Genomic DNA, 20,185 nt, shown 5'->3' with positions numbered 1-20,185 from the left:
CTCGAACACACAAAGTGGGGTTAGGCGAAGGCTTCCGTAAGGAAGGTCTCGAGCTCTTTCAGGTGGCGGCTCATCAGGCCGGCGGCCGTCGAGGCCGAGGCCGGACGACCGACGTAGCGGGCGCGCTTGGCCTTGATGCTCATACGCTCCAGGGTCAGTTCGAGCCAGGGGTCGACGAACTGCCAGCCGCCCATGTTCTTGGGCTCCTCCTGGCACCAGACCAGCTCGGCGTTCTTGAACCGCTTCAGCTCGTTGGTCAGCGACTTCAGCGGCCAGGGATAGAACTGTTCCAGCCGCAGGATGTAGACGTCGTCGCGGCCGGTCTTGGCGCGCTGTTCGACGAGGTCGAAGTAGACCTTGCCCGAGCAGACGATGACCCGGTTGATCTTGTCGTCGGCCTGCAGCGTCACGCCGCCCACGTCGCAGCCGGCTTCGGCGCCGTCCACCATCACCCGGTGGAAGCCGGTGCCCTCGGCGAAGTCGTCGATCGTCGAGACCGCCCGCTTGTGGCGCAGCAGGCTCTTGGGCGTCATCACGATCAGCGGCTTGCGGAATTCCCGCAGCAGCTGCCGGCGCAGGGCGTGGAAATAGTTGGCGGGGGTCGTGCAGTTGACCACCTGCATATTGTCTTCGGCGCAGAGCTGCAGGAACCGCTCGAGGCGGGCCGACGAGTGCTCGGGCCCCTGGCCCTCGTAGCCGTGCGGCAGCAGCATCACCAACCCGCTCATGCGAAGCCACTTGCGCTCGCCCGAGCAGATGAACTGGTCGATGACCACCTGGGCGCCGTTCACGAAGTCGCCGAACTGGGCTTCCCACATGGTCAGGGTGTCGGGGTCGGTCAGCGAGAAACCGTACTCGAAGCCCAGCACCGCCTCTTCCGACAGCGCCGAATCCAGCACCTCGAAGTGGGCCTGGTTCGGACCCAGGTTGCGCAGCGGGAAGTAGACCTCCTCGCTCTTCTGGTCGATCAGGCCGGAGTGGCGCTGGCTGAAGGTGCCGCGCACGCTGTCCTGCCCGGACAGGCGAACCGGATAGCCCTGGTCCAGCAGGGTGGCGAAGGCCAGGCTCTCGCCGGTGGCCCAATCGACGCCCTGGCCGGTCTCGATCGCCTCGCGACGGGCCGCGATGACCCGCTCCACCGTCTTGTGGACGGTGACCCTCTCGGGAACCGTGGTCAGCTTGCGGCCCAGGTCCAGCAGCTTCTGCTTCGGCACGCCGGTGGCGTGGCGCTCTTCGCCGGTCGGCAGCTTCAGGCCCGACCACTTGCCGTCCAGCCAGTCGGCCTTGTTGGCCTTGTAGGACTTGCCCCCGTCGAACTCCTGGTCGAGGAATTTGTCGAACTCGGCGATCCAGCCGTCCACGTCCGCTTGGCTGGCGACGCCCTCGGCGATGAGCCGCTGGCCGTAGAGGTCGCGAACCGACGGGTGGTTCTTGATCTTTGCGTACATCAGCGGCTGGGTCATCGTGGGGTCGTCCCCCTCGTTGTGACCGAAGCGCCGATAGCAGAACATGTCGATGACCACGTCCTTGCCGAACAGCTGGCGGTACTCGGTGCCCACCTTGGCGGCGAAGGTCACGGCCTCGGGGTCGTCCCCGTTCACGTGGAAGATGGGCGTTTCCACCATCAGGGCCACGTCGGTCGGATAGGGCGACGAGCGGCTGTTCTTCGGGCTGGTGGTGAAGCCGATCTGGTTGTTGACCACGAAGTGCATGGTCCCGCCGACGCCGTAGCCGCGCAGGCCCGAAAGGGCGAAGCACTCGGCCACCACGCCCTGGCCGGCGAAGGCCGCGTCGCCGTGCAGCAGCAGCGGCATCACATGGCCGCGGCCGCTCGACGGCTGGTCGCGCAGGGTGAACGCCTGCTTGGCGCGCACCTTCCCGATCACGACCGGATTGACGATCTCAAGGTGCGAGGGGTTGGCGGTGAGCGACAGGTGGACGCTGTTGCCGTCGAACTCACGGTCCGACGAGGCGCCCAGGTGGTACTTCACGTCGCCCGAACCCTGCACGTCCGAGGGAAGCGACGAGCCGCCTTGGAACTCGTGGAAGATCACGTGGTAGGGCTTGCCCATCACGGCGGCGAGCACGTTCAGCCGGCCACGGTGCGGCATGCCGATGACGATGTCCTTCACGCCCATGGCGCCGCCGCGCTTGATGATCTGCTCCAGCGCCGGGACCATCGCCTCGCCGCCGTCCAGGCCGAAGCGCTTGGTGCCGGGGAAACGGCGGTGGAGGAACTGTTCGAAGCCCTGGGTCTCGATCAGCTTCTTCAGGATGGCGACCTTGCCCTCCTTGGAGAACACGATCTCCTTGTCGCGGCCCTCGATCCGCTCCTGCAGCCAGGCCTTCTCCTTCGGATCGGAGATGTGCATGTACTGCACGCCGACGTTGCCGCAGTAGGTGCGGCGCAGGATCGCCAGGATTTCGCGGATGCTGGCCGTTTCCAGGCCCAGCACGAAGTCGAGGAAGATCGGCCGGTCGAAGTCGGGCTCGGCGAAGCCGTAGGTGGACGGATCGAGTTCGGAGGCGTCGCCCGGCGTGGCGGCCAGGCCCAGCGGGTCCAGGTTGGCCTTCAGGTGGCCGCGCATCCGGTAGGCCCGGATCATCATGATGGCGCGCAGCGAATCCAGGGTGGCGGCGCGGACCTCGTCCACCGAGGCGGTGGGCTTCTTGTCGGCGATCGCCTTGCCCAGCTTAGCTTCCACCGCGGGCCACAGGCCGTCGATGGCGCTCATCCAGTCGGGGCGCGCGGCGGGGGTCTCGGGCTTGGTCCAGGCGGGCTTGCCGGCGGCGCGCGCCACGTCGCCCTTGCCGTCCAGCAGGGAGGCGAAGAACGCCTGCCACGAGGGGGCGACCGAGTTCGGGTCCGCCGCCCATTTCGCATAGAGATCCTCCACGAAGGCCGCATTGCCGCCGTAGAGGAAAGAGGTCTCGGCCATCACTTCGTTGATGAGGCCCGCGTCGTCCGCCATGTCCTTCGCCTTCCGGGGCGGGCCCACGGACTTCGGAAGAAGGAGCCGAGCGCGGACCGCCCTAAACCGTCATGTACGGCGCTTACGCGCCCTTGAGCACTTCCAGAAGCGTGGTGCCGAGGGCCGCCGGGGACGGCGACACGCGGATTCCCGCAGCTTCCATCGCGGCGATCTTGTCCTCGGCGCCGCCCTTGCCGCCGGAGATGATCGCGCCCGCGTGACCCATGCGCCGACCGGGCGGCGCGGTGCGTCCCGCGATGAAGCCGACCATTGGCTTCTTGTTTGGTGAATTCTTGATGAATTCAGCCGCGTCTTCTTCGGCCGAACCGCCGATCTCGCCGATCATGATGATCGACTCGGTCTCCGGGTCCTTCAGGAACATGTCGAGCATGTCGATGAACTCGGTGCCCTTCACGGGGTCGCCGCCGATGCCCACGGCCGTCGTCTGGCCGAGGCCCACCTGCGTGGTCTGGAACACGGCCTCATAGGTAAGCGTACCCGACCGGGAAACAACGCCCACCGAGCCCTTCTTGAAGATGTTCCCGGGCATGATGCCGATTTTGCACTCATCCGGGGTGAGCACGCCGGGGCAATTGGGGCCGATCAGCCTGGATTTTGAGCCGCTGAGCGAGCGCTTGACCTTGACCATGTCGGCCACCGGGATGCCCTCGGTGATGCAGATGATCAGCGGGACCTCGGCGTCGATGGCTTCCAGGATCGAGTCCGCGGCGAAGGGCGGCGGGACATAGATCACGCTGGCGTCGGCGCCGGTCTGCTTCACGGCCTCGGCGACCGTGTCGTAGACGGGCAGGCCGATGTGGGTCGTTCCGCCTTTGCCGGGCGTCACGCCGCCGACCATCTTGGTCCCGTAGGCGATCGCCTGTTCCGAGTGGAAGGTGCCCTGGGCGCCGGTGATGCCCTGGCAGATGACGCGGGTGTTCTTGTTGATCAGGATCGACATGTCTTACTGAGCGCCCCGCACGGCTTTCACGATCTTTTCCGCGCCGTCCGAGAGGTCGTTGGCCGCGATCACGTTCAAGCCGCTCTCGTTGATGATCTTCTTGCCCAGCTCGGCGTTGGTGCCTTCCAGCCGGACCACCAGCGGCACCTTGAGGCCCACCTGCTTCACCGCGGCGACGACGCCCTGGGCCAGGATATCGCAGCGGGCGATGCCGCCGAAGATGTTGACCAGGATGCCCTTCACGTTGGGGTCGGCGATGATGATCTTGAAGGCCGCCGTCACCTTGGCCTCGTCGGCGCCGCCGCCGACGTCCAGGAAGTTGGCCGGCTCGGCCCCGTACAGCTTGATGATGTCCATGGTGGCCATGGCCAGGCCGGCGCCGTTGACCATGCAGCCGATCTCGCCGTCGAGGGCGATGTAGCTCAAGTCGAACTTGGAGGCCTCGATCTCCTTGGGGTCCTCCTCGGTCTCGTCGCGCAGGGCGACGATGTCGGGGTGGCGGTAGAGGGCGTTCGAGTCGAACGACACCTTGGCGTCCAGCACCCGCAGCTGGTCGTCGGCGGTGACGATCAGCGGATTGACCTCAAGCATCGCCATGTCCTTGGCGACGAAGGCTTCGTACAGCTGGCCCAGCAGCTTGGCCGCCTGCTTGGCGAGGTCGCCCTTCAGGCCCAGGGCGCCGGAGAGCGCGCGGCCGTGGTGCGGCCAGACTCCGGTGGCCGGATCGATGGAGAAGGTGACGATCTTGTCGGGGGTCGAGTGGGCGACCTCCTCGATGTCCATGCCGCCCTCGGTGGAGGCCACGACCGAGACCCGGCTCGTCTCGCGGTCCACCAGCAGCGACAGGTAGAATTCCTTGGCGATGGCGGCGCCTTCCTCGATGTAGAGGCGGTTCACCTGCTTGCCCTTGGGTCCGGTCTGATGCGTCACCAGCACCCGGCCCAGCATCTCGGCGGCGTTGGCCTGCACGTCCTCGGCGGACTTGACCACCCGCACCCCGCCCTTGGCGTCGGGGCCCAGGCCTTCGAAGCGGCCCTTGCCGCGCCCGCCGGCGTGGATCTGCGACTTCACGACGAAGACCGGTCCGCCCAGCTTCTTCGCTGCTTCGACGGCTTCGTCGACCGAGAACGCGGGATAGCCGCGCGGGACCGCCACACCGAACTCCGCGAGGACGGCTTTGGCTTGGTGTTCGTGGATGTTCATGAGGCCTTGGGGGCGACTGCGGGGAAGGCTCGCCCCTGTGGCGAGTGACGCGGCTTATAGGCGCCGCCTCCGGTGATGACAACCGCGTGAGGCCCGGAAAACCACCCTTCGGCGCACGACCATGCCCCGAGGGGAACGCGCACGCTCTCTCGGAGGGAGCAAGTCACCCCAGGAACATCAGCCACAGGGTGCGTCCCGGGATCATGGCGATGAACAGGTTGAGGGCGAAGCCACCGTAGAACAGGCCCATCATGGTCCTGCGATGGCGCGCGACGTCGTGGCGCTTGGCCCACATCACCGCGAGCGGCAGCACCAGCAGCACCCAGCCGGTGAACAGGTGCAGCATCGACCACCGGCCATGGTTCAGGCTGGTGATGAACAGCGTCGCGCCCGCCGTCGCCAGCACCAGGCTCACCCAGACCCAGCCGGCCACACGATGGAACGTCCGCCCCTTGCGCGCCGTCATCAGCACCCCGCCCAGCACCAGGGCGGCCAGCGCCGTGAACAGGTGGATCCTGATAGCCGGGCTCAGCGCGTCGAACAGCGCCGCATCCGGCGCATGCGGGCGCGCCGCCAGCGCGACAGCGACGACACCCTTCCACGCGCCGCCCAGCGACAGGCCAACGATCACGGCGACGGCGCCCAGGGACAGGCCGAAGCGCAGGCCGAAGCTCATCGGCGGGCGGGCGGGCTTTTGCGAAACAGGCGACATCCTTTATCTCCGAGGCGAGGGGCCTTGGGCCCGGTGGGCCAGGACATGACGGCGGTCGGAAAAGGGTGCGAGCGAGGATGCGTCGGGTGACGGCGGAGCTTCGCGAACTGCCGCGCGGCTCCGTTCACGCTTCGCGAGCGGCGGGCCGGTGAAGAAGCTCCTCGCCCGCATCGGTCCCTACGACGAGACCCGTGGCTGGGGGCGCGGCTTGGCCGTGGCCCTGGTGGCGGGCCTGTTCCTGACCTTCTCCGGCGCATTCGACACCGGTGAGGCGCCGCTGGTTCCGCGCCTGGTCTATTGGATGACCCTGATGGTCGTCGGCTACGTCTGGGGCGCCTGGGTCTCCCGCTTCTTCCTCCGGGACCGGCGGCGGACGGGGAACATGTGGCTGGACGCCGCGATCTCGGCGCTGGTGATGTCCGTGCCGTTAACGGTCGTGGTCTGGGCCGCCACCCACTTCATGTTCAATTCCAACGTCCCGTTCTCGGGTCTGTGGATGCTTTTCGGGCCGGTCCTGCTGGTCTCGATGGCCCTGACCGCAATCAACGTCCTGATCGAGACCCGTCGCGAAGCCATGACCGCGGCCGGACCCAACCCGCCCAAGTTCCTGGAGCGCCTGCCGCTGAAGCTGCGCGGCGGCGAGGTCTGGGCGGTCGAGGCGGAAGACCATTATCTGCGCCTCCACACCTCCAAGGGCCAGGACCTGATCCTGATGCGCCTCGCCGACGCCGTGGCCGAGCTCGAAGGCATCGAGGGCGCCCAGGTCCACCGCTCCTGGTGGGTGGCCAGGGACGCCATCACCGACGCGAAGCGGGGCGATGGCCGTGCGACGCTGAAGCTGAAGGACGGAGCGGAAGTGCCGGTGAGCCGGACCTATGCCGGCATCCTGCGCGAGCGGGGCTGGATCTAACGCCCCCGAGCCAGCCACTCTTCCCGGCTCTGACCCCAGCAATCGACCGCCACGTTCATCGGCGGCGGCAGGACGGCCTGGCGCAGGATACGCGAGCCCAGCCGCTGCGCGACCTTCTGGGAATTCACGTTCGCCGCCTCGATCGTGTGGATCACCTCGGTCCAGCCCAGCGTGGCGAACGCCCAGTCGATGGTCGCCTCGGCGGCCTCGGTCGCATAGCCCTTGCCCCAGCACTCCCGCGCGACGCCCCAGCCGACCTCCGTGCCCGGCCAGCCCTCGGGTCGCCAGGGCCCGACCCGGCCGACCCAGCGGCCGCTCGCCTTCTCGATCACCGAGAACATGGAGTAGCCGCGGGTGAACCAGCCCCCGGCCATGACGCTCATGATCCGCCAGGCGCCGATCCGATCCTGTTTGCCGCCGATGAAGCGGGCCGCCTCCTCGTCGGCGCAGAACGCCGCCCAGGCTTCGAAATCCTCCGGCTGCGGCGCCCGCAGAATGAGGCGTTGTGTCTCAAGCGTAGGGATTTCCAACGGCACGTTTTTGCCTCAATCTGCAATTGGGAGAGAGTTCGGGTTGGGGGCGAGCTTGCCGGCGCATGCGCCGTAGCCGACCTTAGCCATGTGCGTCGAGGGACCCGTGTTTCAAGGGGCGCCCGATGCTGGACAATTTCGAAGAGCTGCCGCCGGACCTGCCGGCCCCGAAACCGCCTGGCCATGGCCGGCTCGTCGCCGCCGGCGTCGTGGGGGCGGTGGCCTTGGGCGTGGGCATGGGACTTTGGGCGCGGCCCGCCCCGCCCGAGCCGCCCCACCCCCGGGCCATGGCCCCCGAGGACGCCCCGCGTCCCGCCCTGCAGATCATCGTCGATGACAGCCCCGCTCCGTTCGGCCCGCTGCTGGAGGTGCTGCCCGGCGAGGCAGCGCCCGACCGTGAGGTCGCGCCGCCTCCGTACGCCCCGGACATGGTCGCGCCCCGCCGCCCCTCCGCCGGCCTGATGAAGGTGGACGCCGTGGTCGCCGCCGAGCCGATGCTGGTCCCCACGGTGAAGGTCGAGCCCAGGCCCAAGGCCGAACCGAGGCCCAGGCCCGAACCCAGGATCGAGAAGGCGCCGGAGAAGCCCAAGGTCCAGAAGGCCAAGGCCAAGGCCGAGCCCAAGCCGATGCCCAGGCCCGAGAAGTTGAAGGTCGCCGTGGCCGGGCCGGCCAAGGCGGAAAAAGCGCAGATCGAGAAGGCAAAGGTCGAGAAGGCGAAGGTCACCGGTGAGTCCCGACTGGCCAAGGCGGAGAAGGCCAGGGCCGAAAGGCTTGCGAAGGCCGAGAAGGTCGAACGCGCCAAGGCGGAGAAGGCGAGGGCCGCGAAGCTCGCCCAGGCGGAGGCGAAGGCGCAGAAGGCCGCCAAGGCCAAGGCGGAGACCAAGCGCCTCGCCTCGCTGGTGAAAGCCGTGAAGGCCACGCCGAAGAAGCTCAAGGCCGAGGTGGTGAAGCCGAAGACCCAGCTCGCCAAGGCCAGGTCCGCCAAGGCGCCGAAGGTCGAGAAGGCCTCCACCCGGCCGGTGGTCGCCAGGCCGGCCGCCAAGAAGCCGCCGGCGGCGAAGCCCGCGCCGCGCAGGCCCGCCCCGGTCGGCGAGGGGCCGATGCGGGTCGCCCGCAACGAGGGGTGCGCCTCGTCCGACCCCGGCGCGGCGGTGGTCTGCGCCGACCGTCGGCTGGGCGCCCGCGACCGCCAGCTCCAGCAGGCCTACCGCAACGCCGAGGCCGCCGGCGTGCCCAGTTCGTCGCTCCAGCGGCAGCAGGCCCGCTGGCTCCAGGCCCGCGCCGCCGCGGCGCGCGAGGCTCCGTGGGCCGTCGAAGACGTCTACGAGGCTCGCATCTCGGAGCTCAACGACCTGACGCGGGATGCACGGGAGAACTGAGCCTTGCCGGGATAGGTAAGGATTGACCAAGGCCCCGGCGCGCGGGAACTAGCGGTCGCCAGTCGGCAAACCGGAGAGACCGCCCTGTCCGCCGCCCCGATCAAGATCGCTGTCGCCGGCGCGTTGGGCCGCATGGGCCAGGCCGTGACCGCCGCCGTGCAGGCCGACCCTGCGCTGAGCCTCGTCGCCCGCTTCGACCGGCCGGGCGCCACGGGCGAGGGCCTGATCCCCGCCGCCGAGGCCCTGGCCGCCTGCGAGGTGGTCATCGACTTCACCACGCCGGCCGCCTCCGCCGCCCTGGCCCGCGAGGTCGCCGGCAGGGGCGTGGCCCTGGTGCTGGGCGCGACGGGGTTCGACGCCGACCAGATCGCCGCCGTCGCCGAGGCCGCCCGAACCACCGCCATCGTCCGCGCAGGCAACTTCTCCCTCGGCCTCAACATGCTGATGGGCCTGGTGGCGCAGGCGGCCCGCGCCCTGCCGGCCGAGGCCTACGACATCGAGATCTTCGAGGCCCACCATCGCCGCAAGGTCGACGCCCCCTCCGGCACGGCCCTGATGCTGGGCGAGGCCGCCGCCAGGGGCCGCGGCGTCAGCCTGTCCCAGGTCGCCCGCCACGCCCGCGACGGCATCACCGGCGAGCGGCCGGTCCAGGAGATCGGCTTTTCGGTCCTGCGGGGCGGCGGCATCATCGGCGAGCATAGCGTGACCTTCGCCGCCGACGACGAGATCCTGACCCTCAGCCACTCCGCCCGCGACCGAGGCCTGTTCGCCCGCGGCGCCCTCGCCGCCGCCCGCTGGGTCGCCGGCCGGCCGCCGGGCGAACACGACATGCAGGACGTGCTCGGCTTCGCGAAGGACCGCTGAGCGTGTCGGACCTCCTTGGCCAGGACGCCTCGAGCCAGCTGATCGCCCTCGCCAGCAAGCGCATCTCGGCCGTCGAGCTGCTGAAGCTATCCCTGGCTCGCCACGCCGAGACCCATGGCAAGCTCAACGCCGTCGTGGCGGCCGATCCGGAGCGCGCGCTGGAGCGGGCCCGGGCCCTGGACGACGCCCGCGCTCGGGGCGAGTCCCTGGGGCCGCTCGCCGGCCTGCCGATGACCATCAAGGACACCTTCGACGTGGCCGGCATGGCCGCCTCATCAGGCCTGGCCGACCTGCGCCGCCGCATGACCGAGGACGCCGCGGCGGTCAGCCATGCGCGCCGCGCCGGGGCCGTGATCTGGGGCAAGACCAACGTGCCGGTCATGGCCGCGGACTGGCAGAGCGCCAACGGCGTCTATGGCGTCACCAACAATCCCTGGGACCCGACGCGAACCCCCGGCGGTTCGTCCGGCGGCGCGGCGGCCGCGCTCGCCATCGGCGTCACGCCGCTGGAGATCGGCTCTGACATCGGCGGGTCGCTGCGGGTCCCGGCCAGCTTCTGCGGCGTCTTTAGCCACAAGCCCACCTGGGGGATGGTCAGCCAGCGCGGGCACGTTCCTCCCAGCCCGAATTCCTTCGTCGAGCGCGACCTGAACGTCGTCGGCCCCATGGCCCGTTCGGCCCGCGACCTGCGCCTGCTGCTGTCGATCATCGAGAACGGGCCCTTAGCCCCCAAGGCGCCGCCCGCCGACCTGAAGGAGGCCAAGGTCGGCCTCTGGCTGGACGACCCGCTATGCCCGCTCGACCCCGAGGTCCGCGGCGTGATCCAGGCCTTCGCCGACGAGCTGCGCGTGGCGGGGGCGGAGGTCGAGACCATCCCCAGTCCGGTGGACATGCGCGCCCTGCTGCACAGCTACCAGACGCTGTTGGGCGCTGTGCTGGGCGAGGATCTGCCGCCGAAGATGCTGCGCGGGATGGAGCGGATGCGCTTCTTCATGGGCGGGCGGGTCGAGCGCGACGGGCCGCTTTCGACCGCCGCCATGACCATGGCCTACACGGCCCGCCATACGGAGTGGCTGGCCGCCGACGCCGTGCGCTCGCGCCTACGCCACGAGATCGACGCCGCCTTCGGGCGCTGGCAGGTGATCCTGGCGCCCATCGCGCCGGTCGCGGCCTTCCCGCACGACCGGCGGCCCTTCCAGAAGCGCAGCCTGAAGATGTCGGACGGCCAGGCGATCCCCTATCCCTCGATGCTGACCTGGATCTCGGTGGCCACGGCGCTCCGCCTTCCCGCCACGGCCGTCCCGGCCGGCCGCACCGCCGCGGGCCTCCCCGTCGGCGTGCAGCTCATCGGCCCGCACGCCGGCGACGCGAGGACCCTGGCGCTGGCCCAGGCCATCGACGAGAATGTCCGCGGGTTCGTGGCGCCGGGGCTCTAGGAACGGCCTCAGCGCCGCAGGACGATCGTGCCTTCCAGCATCAGGAGCCGCTTCACGGGCGGCCGAAGCGCACGGTCGAAGCCGTCCAGGATGTCCATGGCCCAGCTCGGAAGCGCCGCATCGGCGCTGCCCGTCAGCGCGCCCACTTGGAGCGTGGCCGCGTCCCGGTAGAGCGTCTCATGGTCGTTGTGCGACATGAAATCGACCCCCCGGAAGCCAAGGCCCCGCGCGGCGGTCTCCAGCGACTCGCGCGCGAACAGCCATTTCTGCTCCATCTGCGCGAAGGTGGGGTCGCGGCGGTCCGGCAAGGTGCGCTTGGCGATATCGTCGACGATGGCCCGCAACGCGAGCGCGACATCGGGGGCCAGCGGATCGTCCGGCCAGAGCGGGGCCTCGGCGCAGATCCGCTCATACGCCAGCCGCAGCACGCCGTGACCGTCGAACGGAGCGAGGAAGATCGCCGTGCCGCCGGGCCGCAAGGCCCGGGCGGCGGCGGCCAGGATGAGGTCCGGGTCATCAAGCTCGTGCAGGCAGGCGACACCGCTGACCATGTCGACCGATCCCGGCGCCACCGGAATTCGGTCCGGCTCGGCAAGGACGCCCATCACCCGATCCTCGGCCTCGAGCGGTCGGGCGCGCCCCACCGCCGCGGCCAGCAGCAGGCTCGAGGGGTCGGTGGCCACGATATGCACGCGCGGCAGGAGGCTGAGCCAGGGAACCACCGAGCGCGTCCCGTCGCCGCTGCGAAGGTCCAGCAGCACCCCGTCCATCGACATCTCGACCCCGGCCCGCGCCAACGCCGCCCTCAGGAGGCCTTCGAAGTGGAGGCTGACGGCGAGGCCGCCCCCCGACCGGTTCGACGCGGACTGATTGATGCGGGCTTCTTCGCCCATGTCCCAGGAATAGTCGTGCGGCGCCCAGACGTTGCCGCCTTCCTGAGCCAGACCGCCCGGAAAGGCGGCGGCGGCCCAAGCGGGCAGGTCATGCCGGGGATCGCGGGCGCCGTTCACGGCAGGAGACAAGGTGGGCATGGAAGCTCCCTGGGGAAGCGCGGCGATGCTCGTCGCGCGAATACCGATCCCCCAGCTTGAGCGTCATGTATGATCGAACTAAGATATATTCAACACTAGTAATAATGCAATGCAGGATCGGCGCTGCTATCCCGGAGCCCGCTTCGCCCGCTGGTCCGCCAGCTCGATCCACACCGCCGCGTGGTCGCTGGCCCCCTCCCGCGCCCGGAAGGCCCGATCGACCCCGGCGTCCTTCAGGCGGGGCGCGAGGTCCGGGCTGAGCAGGAGATGGTCGATGCGTAGACCGGCGTCGCGTTCCAGGGCGCCGCGCCAGTACTTCCAGAAGGTGTAGACCGTCTCGTCCGGGAACCGCGCCCGCAGCGCGTCGGTCCAGCCCTGTTCCAACAGCCGCGCATAGGCCTCGCGGACCTTCGGGTGGAACAGGGCGTCGTCCAGCCACCGCTCGGGCGCATAGACGTCCCGCGGCTCGGGGATGATGTTGAAGTCGCCGGCCAGCGCCACCGGATGGCCGCTGGCCAACAGGCCGGCCGCGTGTGCGTGCAGCCGTTCCAGCCACCTGAGCTTGAACTCGAACTTCGGCCCCGGCTGTGGGTTGCCGTTCGGGGCGTAGAGCGAGGCCACAATCACGCCGTTCACCGCCGCCTCCACATAGCGGCTCTGGACGTCGGCCCGGTCGCCGGGCAGGCCGCGGCGAGTCTGGATGGGGTCGCAATCCCGGGCCAGGATCGCCACGCCGTTCCACCGGCTCTCGCCATGCCAGACCGAGCCGTAGCCGGCGCGCCGCAGGGCGCCTTCGGGGAATTTCTCCGCCGGCGCCTTCAACTCCTGCAGGCAGACGATGTCCGGCCGCGTCTCGGCCAGCCAGGCGAGGAGGCCCTGAAGCCGCCCGTTCACACCGTTCACATTGTAGGTGGCTATCCGCACGCCGGGTGAGAACACCCTGCGGCGCCGCGCGTTCCGTGGGCTATGCGGCCCCGGTCGATCCGAAGCCGCCGGCGCCGCGGACGGTCTCGTCCAGGCTGTCGACCTCGGCCCACGTCGCCTGCACCACGGGGGCGATCACCAGCTGGGCGATGCGGTCGCCGCGGCGGATCGTGAAGGCCTCCGGGCCGTGGTTGATCAGGATCACCTTCACCTCGCCGCGGTAGTCGGCGTCGACGGTGCCGGGGCTGTTCAGGCAGGTGATCCCGTTCTTGAACGCCAGCCCCGAGCGGGGCCGCACTTGCCCCTCGAAACCCGGTGGCAAGGCGAAGGCCAGGCCGGTCGGCACCGCGAAACGGTCGCCCGGATGCAGCACCAGCGGCTCGTCCTCTGGCACCGCGGCGCGCAGGTCCATCCCCGCCGCCTGGGCCGTTTCGTAGGCGGGGAGCGGGATGTCCTGGCCGTGCGGCAGGCGGGTGATCGGGACGGTCGGGGACACTCAGAATTCCTCAGCGATGCGGGCGGCCAGCCGGCGGGCGACCTCACCCTTGGCCATGCGGTCCCATCGCTCGATTCCCCCCTTGGAGACTATGGCGACGGCGTTCTGGTCGCCGCCCATGACGCCTTCGATGCTGACGTCGTTGGCGACGATCCAGTCGCAGCCCTTGCGGGCCAGCTTGGCGCTGGCGTGGGCCTCGACGTCGTCGGTCTCGGCGGCGAACCCGACCACCAGCCTCGGACGCTCCTTGCCCTTCGACAGGGTCGCCAGGATGTCGGGGTTCTCCACCAGGGCGATGGCCGGTGGGCCGGCGTCGCCCTTCTTGATCTTGCTGGTCCCCTGGAACTCCGGCCGCCAGTCGGCCACCGCCGCCACGCAGACGGCGATGTCGGCCGGCAGCGCCGCCTCGCAGGCCGCCAGCATGTCGCGCGCGGTCTCCACGTCGACGCGGTTGACGCCGGCCGGGGCGGTGAGGGCGGTCGGGCCGCTGACCAGGGTGACCTCGGCGCCCAGGGCCGCCAGCGCGCTGGCGATCGCATAGCCCTGCTTGCCCGACGAGCGGTTGGTGATCAGCCGGACCGGATCCAGCGGCTCTGCGGTCGGTCCCGCTGTGACGATGGCGCGCCTGCCGGTGAGCGGCCGCGCCGCCGCGCCGCTCAGCGCCGTGCGGATCGCCTCGAAGATCGCCGCCGGCTCGGCCATCCGGCCGGGACCGTACTCGCCACAGGCCATGGCGCCCTCGTCGGGGCCCACGAACAGCACGCCGTCGGCCTTCAGGCGCTCGAAGTTGCGCCGCGTCGCGGCGTGCTCCCACATCCGCACGTTCATGGCCGGCGCCATCAGCACTGGCTTGTCGGTCGCCAGCAGGGTCGTTGACGCCAGGTCGCCCGCCAGGCCGTTCGCCGCCTTGGCCATCAGGTCCGCCGTGGCCGGCGCCACCACCACGAGGTCGGCCGAGCGGCTGAGCTCGATATGGCCCATCTCGGCCTCGTCGGTGAGGCTGAACAGCTCGGAATAGACCTTGTCCTCGGCCAGGGCCGCGAGGCTGAGCGGCGTCACGAACTCGGCGCCGGCCCGGGTGAGGATCGGCCGCACGCCGACGCCCGCCTTGCGCAGGAGCCGCGTGAGCTCCAGGGCCTTGTAGGCTGCGATGCCGCCGCCGACGATGAGGAGAACCCGCTGCTCGGCCAAGGCCAGACACCCCGTCAAAGAGGGCTCCGATGTAGGTCATCCGGAAGGACTCGACAAACGCCGCAGGTTGTGTTCATTCTTTGTTCCAGCTTGACCTTAGTTGGAGACGACACGTGGCTGGAACGAGGATTTGGCTGCTGGCCGCGGCCGCCGCCTTGACGCTGAGCGCCTGCGACAACGGCCCCTCGGCCGTGGCCCGGAAGCAGTCCGCCGGGACCCAGATGGCGACGAGCGCCGACGACGCGTCGTCCGACGCCGGTTTCCGCTCGGACAATGCGCCCCGCGAGGACCATCGCCGGGACCCCGTGCCAGAGGTGGACGGCAAGCCGATGTGGTCCGCCAGCCGCAAGTTTTCCGCCCAGCAGAACGCCCAGCGCGCCTTCGACCGCAACGGCCGCACGTTCGGCGCGGACAGCGTCGACGAGTTCGTCCAGAAGGCGCACGGCTTCGTCTCGAACCCGCCCAAGGGCACCCTGACGATGACCCGCAACAACGGCGACAGGCTCTTCTACGACCCCAAGGGCAATATCTTCGCCGTCGCCAGCAAGGCGGGCGCGCCCCGCACCATGTTCAAGCCCGACGAAGGCATGGCCTACTGGGAGGAACAGAAGGCCCGTGAGGCCCGCCGCCAGGCGTCGCGGCGCAACAGCGACGACGAGGCGTAACTTCCGGTCCCGCCAAGCGGGAAGGGGAGACTAGCCCAGCACAGCCCCCGCCAGGAACGCGGCGCCCGCCGCGAGCGCGCCCAGCGCGAACCACAGCAGGGCGTTGCTTTTCGCGGGTTCGACCTCGACCGCCACGGCGGGCTGGGCCAGGCGGGCGATGTTGCGGATGGCGCTCTCGGCCTCGCCGGCCAGCTGCTTCACCCGGCTGACGGGGGAGAGTTCGCGGGCGATCCAGCGGCGGACCACCGGCTCGGAGGCGCCCCAGATGTCGTGCTCGGGATCGATCCGCCGGGCCACGCCCTCGACGGTCATCATGGTCTTCTGCAGCAGCACCAGCTCGGGCCGCAGGTGCATGTCGTAGAGGGCGGTGATCTCGAAGAGCTGGGTCAGCACCCGGCTCATGGCCACCGCATTGGCCCGCTGCCCGAACACCGGTTCGCCCACCGCCCGCAACGCCTGGGCGAAGGCCGCGACGCTGTGCTTCTGCGGCACATAGCCGGCGTCGAAATGCACCTGGGCCACCCGCGGGTAGTCCCGCTGCAGGAAGCCCCACAGGATCTCGGCCAGGTAGCGCCGTTCGACCGCGCCCAGCCGTCCCATGATCCCGAAGTCCACCGCCTGCAGCTTGGCAGGCGCGGCCACGAACAGGTTCCCCTCGTGGAGATCGGCGTGGAACACCCCGTGGTCCAGCGCCTGGGCCAGGAAGGCGCGGGTGAGGTTGTCGGCCAGCGCCTTGCGGTCCAGGCCCGGCTGGTTCAGCGCCGCCTCGTCCGAGAGCGCCATGCCGTCGGCCCAGACCATGGTCAGCACCCGCTTGCCGACCCCTTCCCACAGCACCGTGGGCGCGGACATGTAGCCGTCCTTGGCCATCACCTCGGCCAGCTCGTCGGCGCCGGCGGCCTCCAGCCGCAGGTCCAGCTCCAGCTCGGTCGCGCGGATCACGGTGTCGGCGAACTTCACCGGCTCCAGCCGGCGGATCGGCGCCGCCCAGCGCTGGATCAGCCGCGCGGCCAGGGCCAGGACCGCGGAGTCCGCGGCCACCCGCCGCTCGATGCCCGGCCGCAGGACCTTCACCGCCACACGCCGGCCGTCCATCAGGGTGGCCTCGTGCGCCTGCGCCAGCGACGCGGCGGCCACCGGTTCGCCCAGGGCGGCGAACACCGCCTCCACCGGCCGGCCGAGCTCCTGCTCGATGATCGCCCGCGCCTGGGCCATCGGGAAGGCCGGCAGCCGATCCTTCAGATGGCCAAGGTCCTCGGCGAACTGGCGGCCGAAGATGTCCCCCCGTGTCGACAGCAGCTGGCCCAGCTTGATCGCCACGGGCCCGAGGCCCTCCAGCGACCGCGCCAGGCGTTCGCCCGGCCGCCCGGTCCGGCGGCTCGCGAAGATCCGCAGCGTATTCGCGCCGAGCCGCACCGCTGGCGAATAGAAGGCGTCCAGCTCTCGCGGCAGCAGGGCGTCGTTGCGGACCAGCGTCCATCCGGCCCCGAACAGCCGCAGATAGGCGCCCAGCGAGGCCATGAGCGCCTAGATCGCCCGCCCGGTGTGCATGGCCGCCACGCCGCCGGAGAAATTGGTCCAGCCCACTTGGCTGAAGCCGGCCTCGCCGATCATGGCGCCGAAGGCCTTCTGGTCGGGGAAGCGACGGATGCTCTCGACCAGGTACTGGTAGCTCTCCCGGTCGTTGGCCACCCGCGCCCCGATTTCCGGGATCACCCGGAAGGAATAGGCGTCGTAGGCGGCGCGCAGGGCCTCGGTCACCGGCCGCGAGAACTCCAGGCACAGGAACCGGCCGCCCGGCTTCAGTACGCGCCGCGCCTCGCGCAGCGCCGCGGGGATGTCCGTCACGTTGCGGATGCCGAAGCTGATCACATAGGCGTCGGCCGACCCGTCCGGCAGCGGCAAGGCCTGGGCGTCGCCGACGGCCCAGGCCATCTCGGGCGCCGAGCCCTTCTCGCGCCCGGCCATGATCATCTCGGCGTTGTAGTCGACCACGAAGATCTTCGCGTCCTCGCCGCCCCGGCGTTCCTGGGCCCGGCGGGCCATCTTCGCGAAGCGCCGGGCCATGTCGCCGGTGCCGCCCGCACAGTCGACGATGGTCTCGCCGGGCTGCGGATTGAGGCGCGCGGCGACGGCGTCCTTCCAGAGCCGGTGGACGCCCACGCTCATCAGGTCGTTCATCAGGTCGTAGCGCCTGGCGACGCGGTCGAACACGCCGCGGACGAGGCCGGCCTTCTCGGAAGCGTCGACGTCGCGGAAGCCAAAGGTGGCGGAAGGTCCCGTCATGGCCGCGTCTTTAGCGGGTGGGGCCTTGGCGCGCCAGCGCGGGCGTGCCAAGCGAAGCGTCATGCCTGAGTTGCCCGAAGTCGAGACGGTGCGGGGCGGCCTGGCGCCCGTGCTGGAGGGTCGGCGGCTGGCCCGCGTGGAGGCGCGGCGGCCCGACCTGCGGTTTCCGCTGCCGGAGAACTTCGTCCAGTTCCTGACCGGCGCCACGATCGTGAAGCTGGAACGGCGTGCGAAGTACCTGCTGGCCCGCCTGGACCGCGAGGACACCCTGGTCATGCACCTGGGCATGAGCGGCCGCTTCGAGATCGCCCACGCTGAAGGCGAGGCGCGGCCGGGCCACTTCCACTATGCCCCCGATCCCGACCCCAAGCACGCCCACATCGTCTTCGAGACGGAGGACGGAACGAGGGTGACCTACTACGACCCTCGCCGGTTCGGCTACATGGCCCTGGTCAACACCGCGACCCTCTACCTGCACCCCTGGTTTGCAGGCCTGGGGCCGGAGCCGTTGTCCGACGCCTTCGACGCCGCGCACCTCAAGGCGGCCTTCGCCGGCCGCAAGCAGGGCCCCAAGACCCTGCTGCTGGACCAGCGCATCGTGGCCGGGCTCGGCAACATTTATGTGTGCGAGGCCCTGAACCGGGCCCGCATCTCGCCTTTCAAGCCCGCGGGCAAGGTTTCCGGCCCACGGCTGGCCAAGCTGGTCCCCGAGATCAAGGCCGTCCTGCAGGAGGCGATCGCCGCCGGCGGCTCGACCCTGCGCGATTTCGCCCAGACGGACGGGGCGCTGGGTTATTTCCAGCACCGTTTCCGCACCTACGACCGCGAGGGTCAGCCCTGCTGCAACGCGGGTTGCCCGGGAATCATCGACCGCGAGGTCCAGGCCGGCCGTTCCACCTTCTTCTGCCCGGTGTGCCAGACGTGATGCGTTTTCTCGCCGCCCTCGCGGTTCTCCTCCTCGTCGCCGCGCCCGCTCACGCCGACCCGCCCGTCTGGGTGGTGAAGGACGCGGATTCGGAGATGCTGCTGTTCGGCTCCATCCACGTCCTGCCGCCCGGGCTCGCCTGGCGCCCGGCGGCGCTGGACGCGGGGCTGAAGCGCGCCGACGATCTGTGGTTCGAACTGCCGGCCGGGCCCGCCGCCGAGCAGGAGATCGCCCGCCTGGCCGCCACCACCGGCATCCTGCCGGTCGGGCAGTCGCTGTTCACCCTGCTGACGCCCCGCGACGCCGAGCTCCTGATCCGCGCCGCCGAGGGCCTGGGCCTGGACAAGAGCACCCTGGACCGGCTGGAACCGTGGCTGGCCGAGGTGGCCCTGGCCGGCGCCGCCTATCGCGCCGCGGGCGCCGACACCGAGCACGGCGTCGAGAAGACGGTGGAGACGACGGCGCCGGCCACAGTCCGCCGCCAGGCGCTGGAGACCCCGGCCGAGCAGCTCGACCTCTTCGACAAGACGCCGCAAGCCGAACAGATCGCCTCGCTGAACCAGACCGTCCGCGAACTGCAGGAGGACCCGGACGGCTACAACAAGCTCATCCGCGCCTGGCTGGCCGGCGACGCTGCAGCCCTGGACCGCGAGGCCCTGGAGCCGATGCGCAAGGCCTCGCCTGCCCTGTTCGGCCGCCTGGTCACCGAACGCAACGCCCGCTGGACCGTCGAGCTGGACTCCCGCCTGAAGGGCAGGGGGCGCACCGTCGTCGTGGTCGGCGTCGGCCATCTGGTGGGTTCCGATGGGTTACCCTCGCGCCTCCGGGCGCTTGGCTATTCGGTCTCGGGGCCGTAAGTCGCCCTTCGAACGAGGAGCGCCCCATGAGCTACGAGACCCTTATCGTCGAGACGCCCAGCGCTGGCGTGACCCTGATCCGCCTGAACCGGCCGCAGGCGCTGAACGCGCTGAACAGCCAGCTTCTCGGTGAGCTTTCGGCCGCCCTGGACGCCGCCGAGGCCGACGAGGCCGTGAAGTGCGTGGTGCTGACCGGCTCCGAGAAGGCCTTCGCCGCCGGGGCCGACATCAAGGAGATGTCGGACAAGTCCTACGCCCAGATGTTCGCCACCGACTTCTTCGGTTCCGCGGGCCGCCGGCTGGAGCAGTTCCGCAAGCCGATCATCGCCGCGGTGGCGGGCTACGCGCTGGGCGGCGGCTGCGAGCTGGCCATGCTGTGCGACTTCATCATCGCCGCCGAGACCGCCAAGTTCGGCCAGCCGGAGATCAACCTGGGCGTCATGCCGGGCATCGGCGGCACCCAGCGCCTGCCGCGCGCGGTGGGCAAGGCCAAGGCCATGGACATGGTGCTGACCGCCCGGATGATGGACGCCGCCGAGGCCGAGCGCGCGGGCTTGGTCTCCCGCGTGGTCCCGGCCGACAAGCTGCTGGACGAGGCGCTGGCCGCCGCGGCCAAGATCGCCGCCCAGTCGCCGCTCGCGGTGATGATGAACAAGGAGCTGGTGAACGCCGCCTTCGAGACGACGCTCTCCACCGGCGTCGCGGTCGAACGCCGCCTCTTCCACTCGCTGTTCGCCTTCGAGGACCAGAAGGAAGGCATGGCCGCCTTCGTCGACAAGCGGAAGCCGGACTTCAAGGGCCGCTGAGCCTCCTCTCCCCCGACACGCAGTGCGGGGGGAGAGG

19 protein-coding genes are annotated in these 20,185 nt (G+C 70.2%); 8 read left to right on the top strand and 11 right to left on the bottom strand.

Going from position 1 to position 20,185, the window contains the following annotated elements; all coding sequences use genetic code 11:
* Window positions 1-20: 20 nt before the first annotated feature.
* The 4 genes from EPO51_RS04100 to EPO51_RS04085 all read right to left on the bottom strand — a co-directional run bounded on the left by EPO51_RS04100 (window position 21) and on the right by EPO51_RS04085 (window position 5,848).
* A complete protein-coding gene (locus EPO51_RS04100; RefSeq protein ID WP_293346244.1) occupies window positions 21-2,972 on the bottom strand; it encodes a 2-oxoglutarate dehydrogenase E1 component in 2,952 nt (983 codons plus the stop codon).
* 82 nt (window positions 2,973-3,054) lie between these two features.
* A complete protein-coding gene (sucD, locus tag EPO51_RS04095; protein WP_293346242.1) occupies window positions 3,055-3,933 on the bottom strand; it encodes a succinate--CoA ligase subunit alpha in 879 nt (292 codons plus the stop codon).
* 3 nt (window positions 3,934-3,936) lie between these two features.
* Window positions 3,937-5,136: an ADP-forming succinate--CoA ligase subunit beta gene (sucC, locus tag EPO51_RS04090; RefSeq protein ID WP_293346240.1), complete on the bottom strand. Its 1,200-nt coding sequence runs from the start codon at window positions 5,134-5,136 to the stop codon at window positions 3,937-3,939.
* Between the two features lie 163 nt (window positions 5,137-5,299).
* Complete coding sequence (locus EPO51_RS04085) at window positions 5,300-5,848, bottom strand: DUF2306 domain-containing protein (RefSeq protein ID WP_293346238.1); 549 nt, start codon at window positions 5,846-5,848, stop codon at window positions 5,300-5,302.
* Window positions 5,849-5,996: 148 nt separating this feature from the next.
* Here EPO51_RS04085 and EPO51_RS04080 point away from each other — a divergent pair, with 148 nt between their 5' ends.
* Entirely contained in the window at window positions 5,997-6,758 is a 762-nt protein-coding gene (locus tag EPO51_RS04080) for a LytTR family DNA-binding domain-containing protein (protein ID WP_293346236.1), read from the top strand.
* Here the strand turns inward: EPO51_RS04080 and EPO51_RS04075 are convergent.
* Window positions 6,755-7,294 (bottom strand): GNAT family N-acetyltransferase, encoded by a 540-nt coding sequence (locus tag EPO51_RS04075; RefSeq protein WP_293346234.1) that lies wholly within the window; start codon window positions 7,292-7,294, stop codon window positions 6,755-6,757. The two genes, EPO51_RS04080 and EPO51_RS04075, sit on opposite strands and share 4 nt — an antisense overlap.
* Before the next feature lie 119 nt (window positions 7,295-7,413).
* Here EPO51_RS04075 and EPO51_RS04070 point away from each other — a divergent pair, with 119 nt between their 5' ends.
* The 3 genes from EPO51_RS04070 to EPO51_RS04060 all read left to right on the top strand — a co-directional run bounded on the left by EPO51_RS04070 (window position 7,414) and on the right by EPO51_RS04060 (window position 10,967).
* On the top strand, window positions 7,414-8,667 hold the full coding sequence (locus EPO51_RS04070) for a hypothetical protein (protein WP_293346232.1): 1,254 nt from the start codon (window positions 7,414-7,416) through the stop codon (window positions 8,665-8,667).
* Window positions 8,668-8,766: 99 nt separating this feature from the next.
* A complete protein-coding gene (gene dapB / locus EPO51_RS04065; protein ID WP_293346537.1) occupies window positions 8,767-9,531 on the top strand; it encodes a 4-hydroxy-tetrahydrodipicolinate reductase in 765 nt (254 codons plus the stop codon).
* A 2-nt stretch (window positions 9,532-9,533) separates the two neighbouring features.
* Window positions 9,534-10,967, top strand: a complete 1,434-nt coding sequence (locus tag EPO51_RS04060) for an amidase family protein (RefSeq protein WP_293346230.1) — start codon at window positions 9,534-9,536, stop codon at window positions 10,965-10,967.
* Between the two features lie 8 nt (window positions 10,968-10,975).
* On the opposite strand, the gene EPO51_RS04055 is transcribed toward EPO51_RS04060, so the two are convergent.
* The 4 genes from EPO51_RS04055 to coaBC all read right to left on the bottom strand — a co-directional run bounded on the left by EPO51_RS04055 (window position 10,976) and on the right by coaBC (window position 14,609).
* Window positions 10,976-11,998 carry a class I SAM-dependent methyltransferase gene (locus tag EPO51_RS04055; protein ID WP_293346228.1) on the bottom strand — a complete coding sequence of 341 codons (1,023 nt, stop codon included), beginning with the start codon at window positions 11,996-11,998 and terminating at the stop codon, window positions 10,976-10,978.
* 126 nt (window positions 11,999-12,124) lie between these two features.
* Window positions 12,125-12,922: an exodeoxyribonuclease III gene (gene xth, locus EPO51_RS04050; protein WP_293346226.1), complete on the bottom strand. Its 798-nt coding sequence runs from the start codon at window positions 12,920-12,922 to the stop codon at window positions 12,125-12,127.
* 40 nt (window positions 12,923-12,962) lie between these two features.
* Window positions 12,963-13,418: a dUTP diphosphatase gene (dut, locus tag EPO51_RS04045; RefSeq protein WP_293346224.1), complete on the bottom strand. Its 456-nt coding sequence runs from the start codon at window positions 13,416-13,418 to the stop codon at window positions 12,963-12,965.
* Window positions 13,419-14,609 carry a bifunctional phosphopantothenoylcysteine decarboxylase/phosphopantothenate--cysteine ligase CoaBC gene (gene coaBC / locus EPO51_RS04040; protein ID WP_293346534.1) on the bottom strand — a complete coding sequence of 397 codons (1,191 nt, stop codon included), beginning with the start codon at window positions 14,607-14,609 and terminating at the stop codon, window positions 13,419-13,421.
* Between the two features lie 113 nt (window positions 14,610-14,722).
* Here coaBC and EPO51_RS04035 point away from each other — a divergent pair, with 113 nt between their 5' ends.
* On the top strand, window positions 14,723-15,274 hold the full coding sequence (locus EPO51_RS04035) for a hypothetical protein (RefSeq protein ID WP_293346222.1): 552 nt from the start codon (window positions 14,723-14,725) through the stop codon (window positions 15,272-15,274).
* 30 nt (window positions 15,275-15,304) lie between these two features.
* Here EPO51_RS04035 and ubiB read toward each other — a convergent pair whose 3' ends face one another.
* Window positions 15,305-16,795, bottom strand: coding sequence for a 2-polyprenylphenol 6-hydroxylase (ubiB, locus tag EPO51_RS04030; RefSeq protein WP_293346220.1), 1,491 nt, complete (start codon window positions 16,793-16,795; stop codon window positions 15,305-15,307).
* Between the two features lie 6 nt (window positions 16,796-16,801).
* Entirely contained in the window at window positions 16,802-17,560 is a 759-nt protein-coding gene (locus EPO51_RS04025; RefSeq protein WP_293346218.1) for a class I SAM-dependent methyltransferase, read from the bottom strand.
* 61 nt (window positions 17,561-17,621) lie between these two features.
* On the opposite strand from EPO51_RS04025, the gene mutM reads away from it, so the two are divergent.
* The 3 genes from mutM to EPO51_RS04010 are packed head-to-tail and all read left to right on the top strand — an operon-like array spanning window position 17,622 to window position 20,148.
* Window positions 17,622-18,485, top strand: coding sequence for a bifunctional DNA-formamidopyrimidine glycosylase/DNA-(apurinic or apyrimidinic site) lyase (gene mutM, locus EPO51_RS04020; protein WP_293346216.1), 864 nt, complete (start codon window positions 17,622-17,624; stop codon window positions 18,483-18,485).
* Window positions 18,485-19,342, top strand: a complete 858-nt coding sequence (locus EPO51_RS04015; protein ID WP_293346214.1) for a TraB/GumN family protein — start codon at window positions 18,485-18,487, stop codon at window positions 19,340-19,342. The genes mutM and EPO51_RS04015 overlap by 1 nt, the downstream gene beginning before the upstream one ends.
* A 26-nt stretch (window positions 19,343-19,368) precedes the next feature.
* Complete coding sequence (locus EPO51_RS04010) at window positions 19,369-20,148, top strand: enoyl-CoA hydratase (protein ID WP_293346212.1); 780 nt, start codon at window positions 19,369-19,371, stop codon at window positions 20,146-20,148.
* The last annotated feature ends 37 nt before the right edge of the window (window positions 20,149-20,185 follow it).

Source organism: Phenylobacterium sp., assembly GCF_004297125.1.
Lineage (GTDB): Bacteria > Pseudomonadota > Alphaproteobacteria > Caulobacterales > Caulobacteraceae > Phenylobacterium.
Note: the sequence above shows the minus strand (reverse complement) of the source record. Positions and strands in the feature narration are given on the sequence as shown.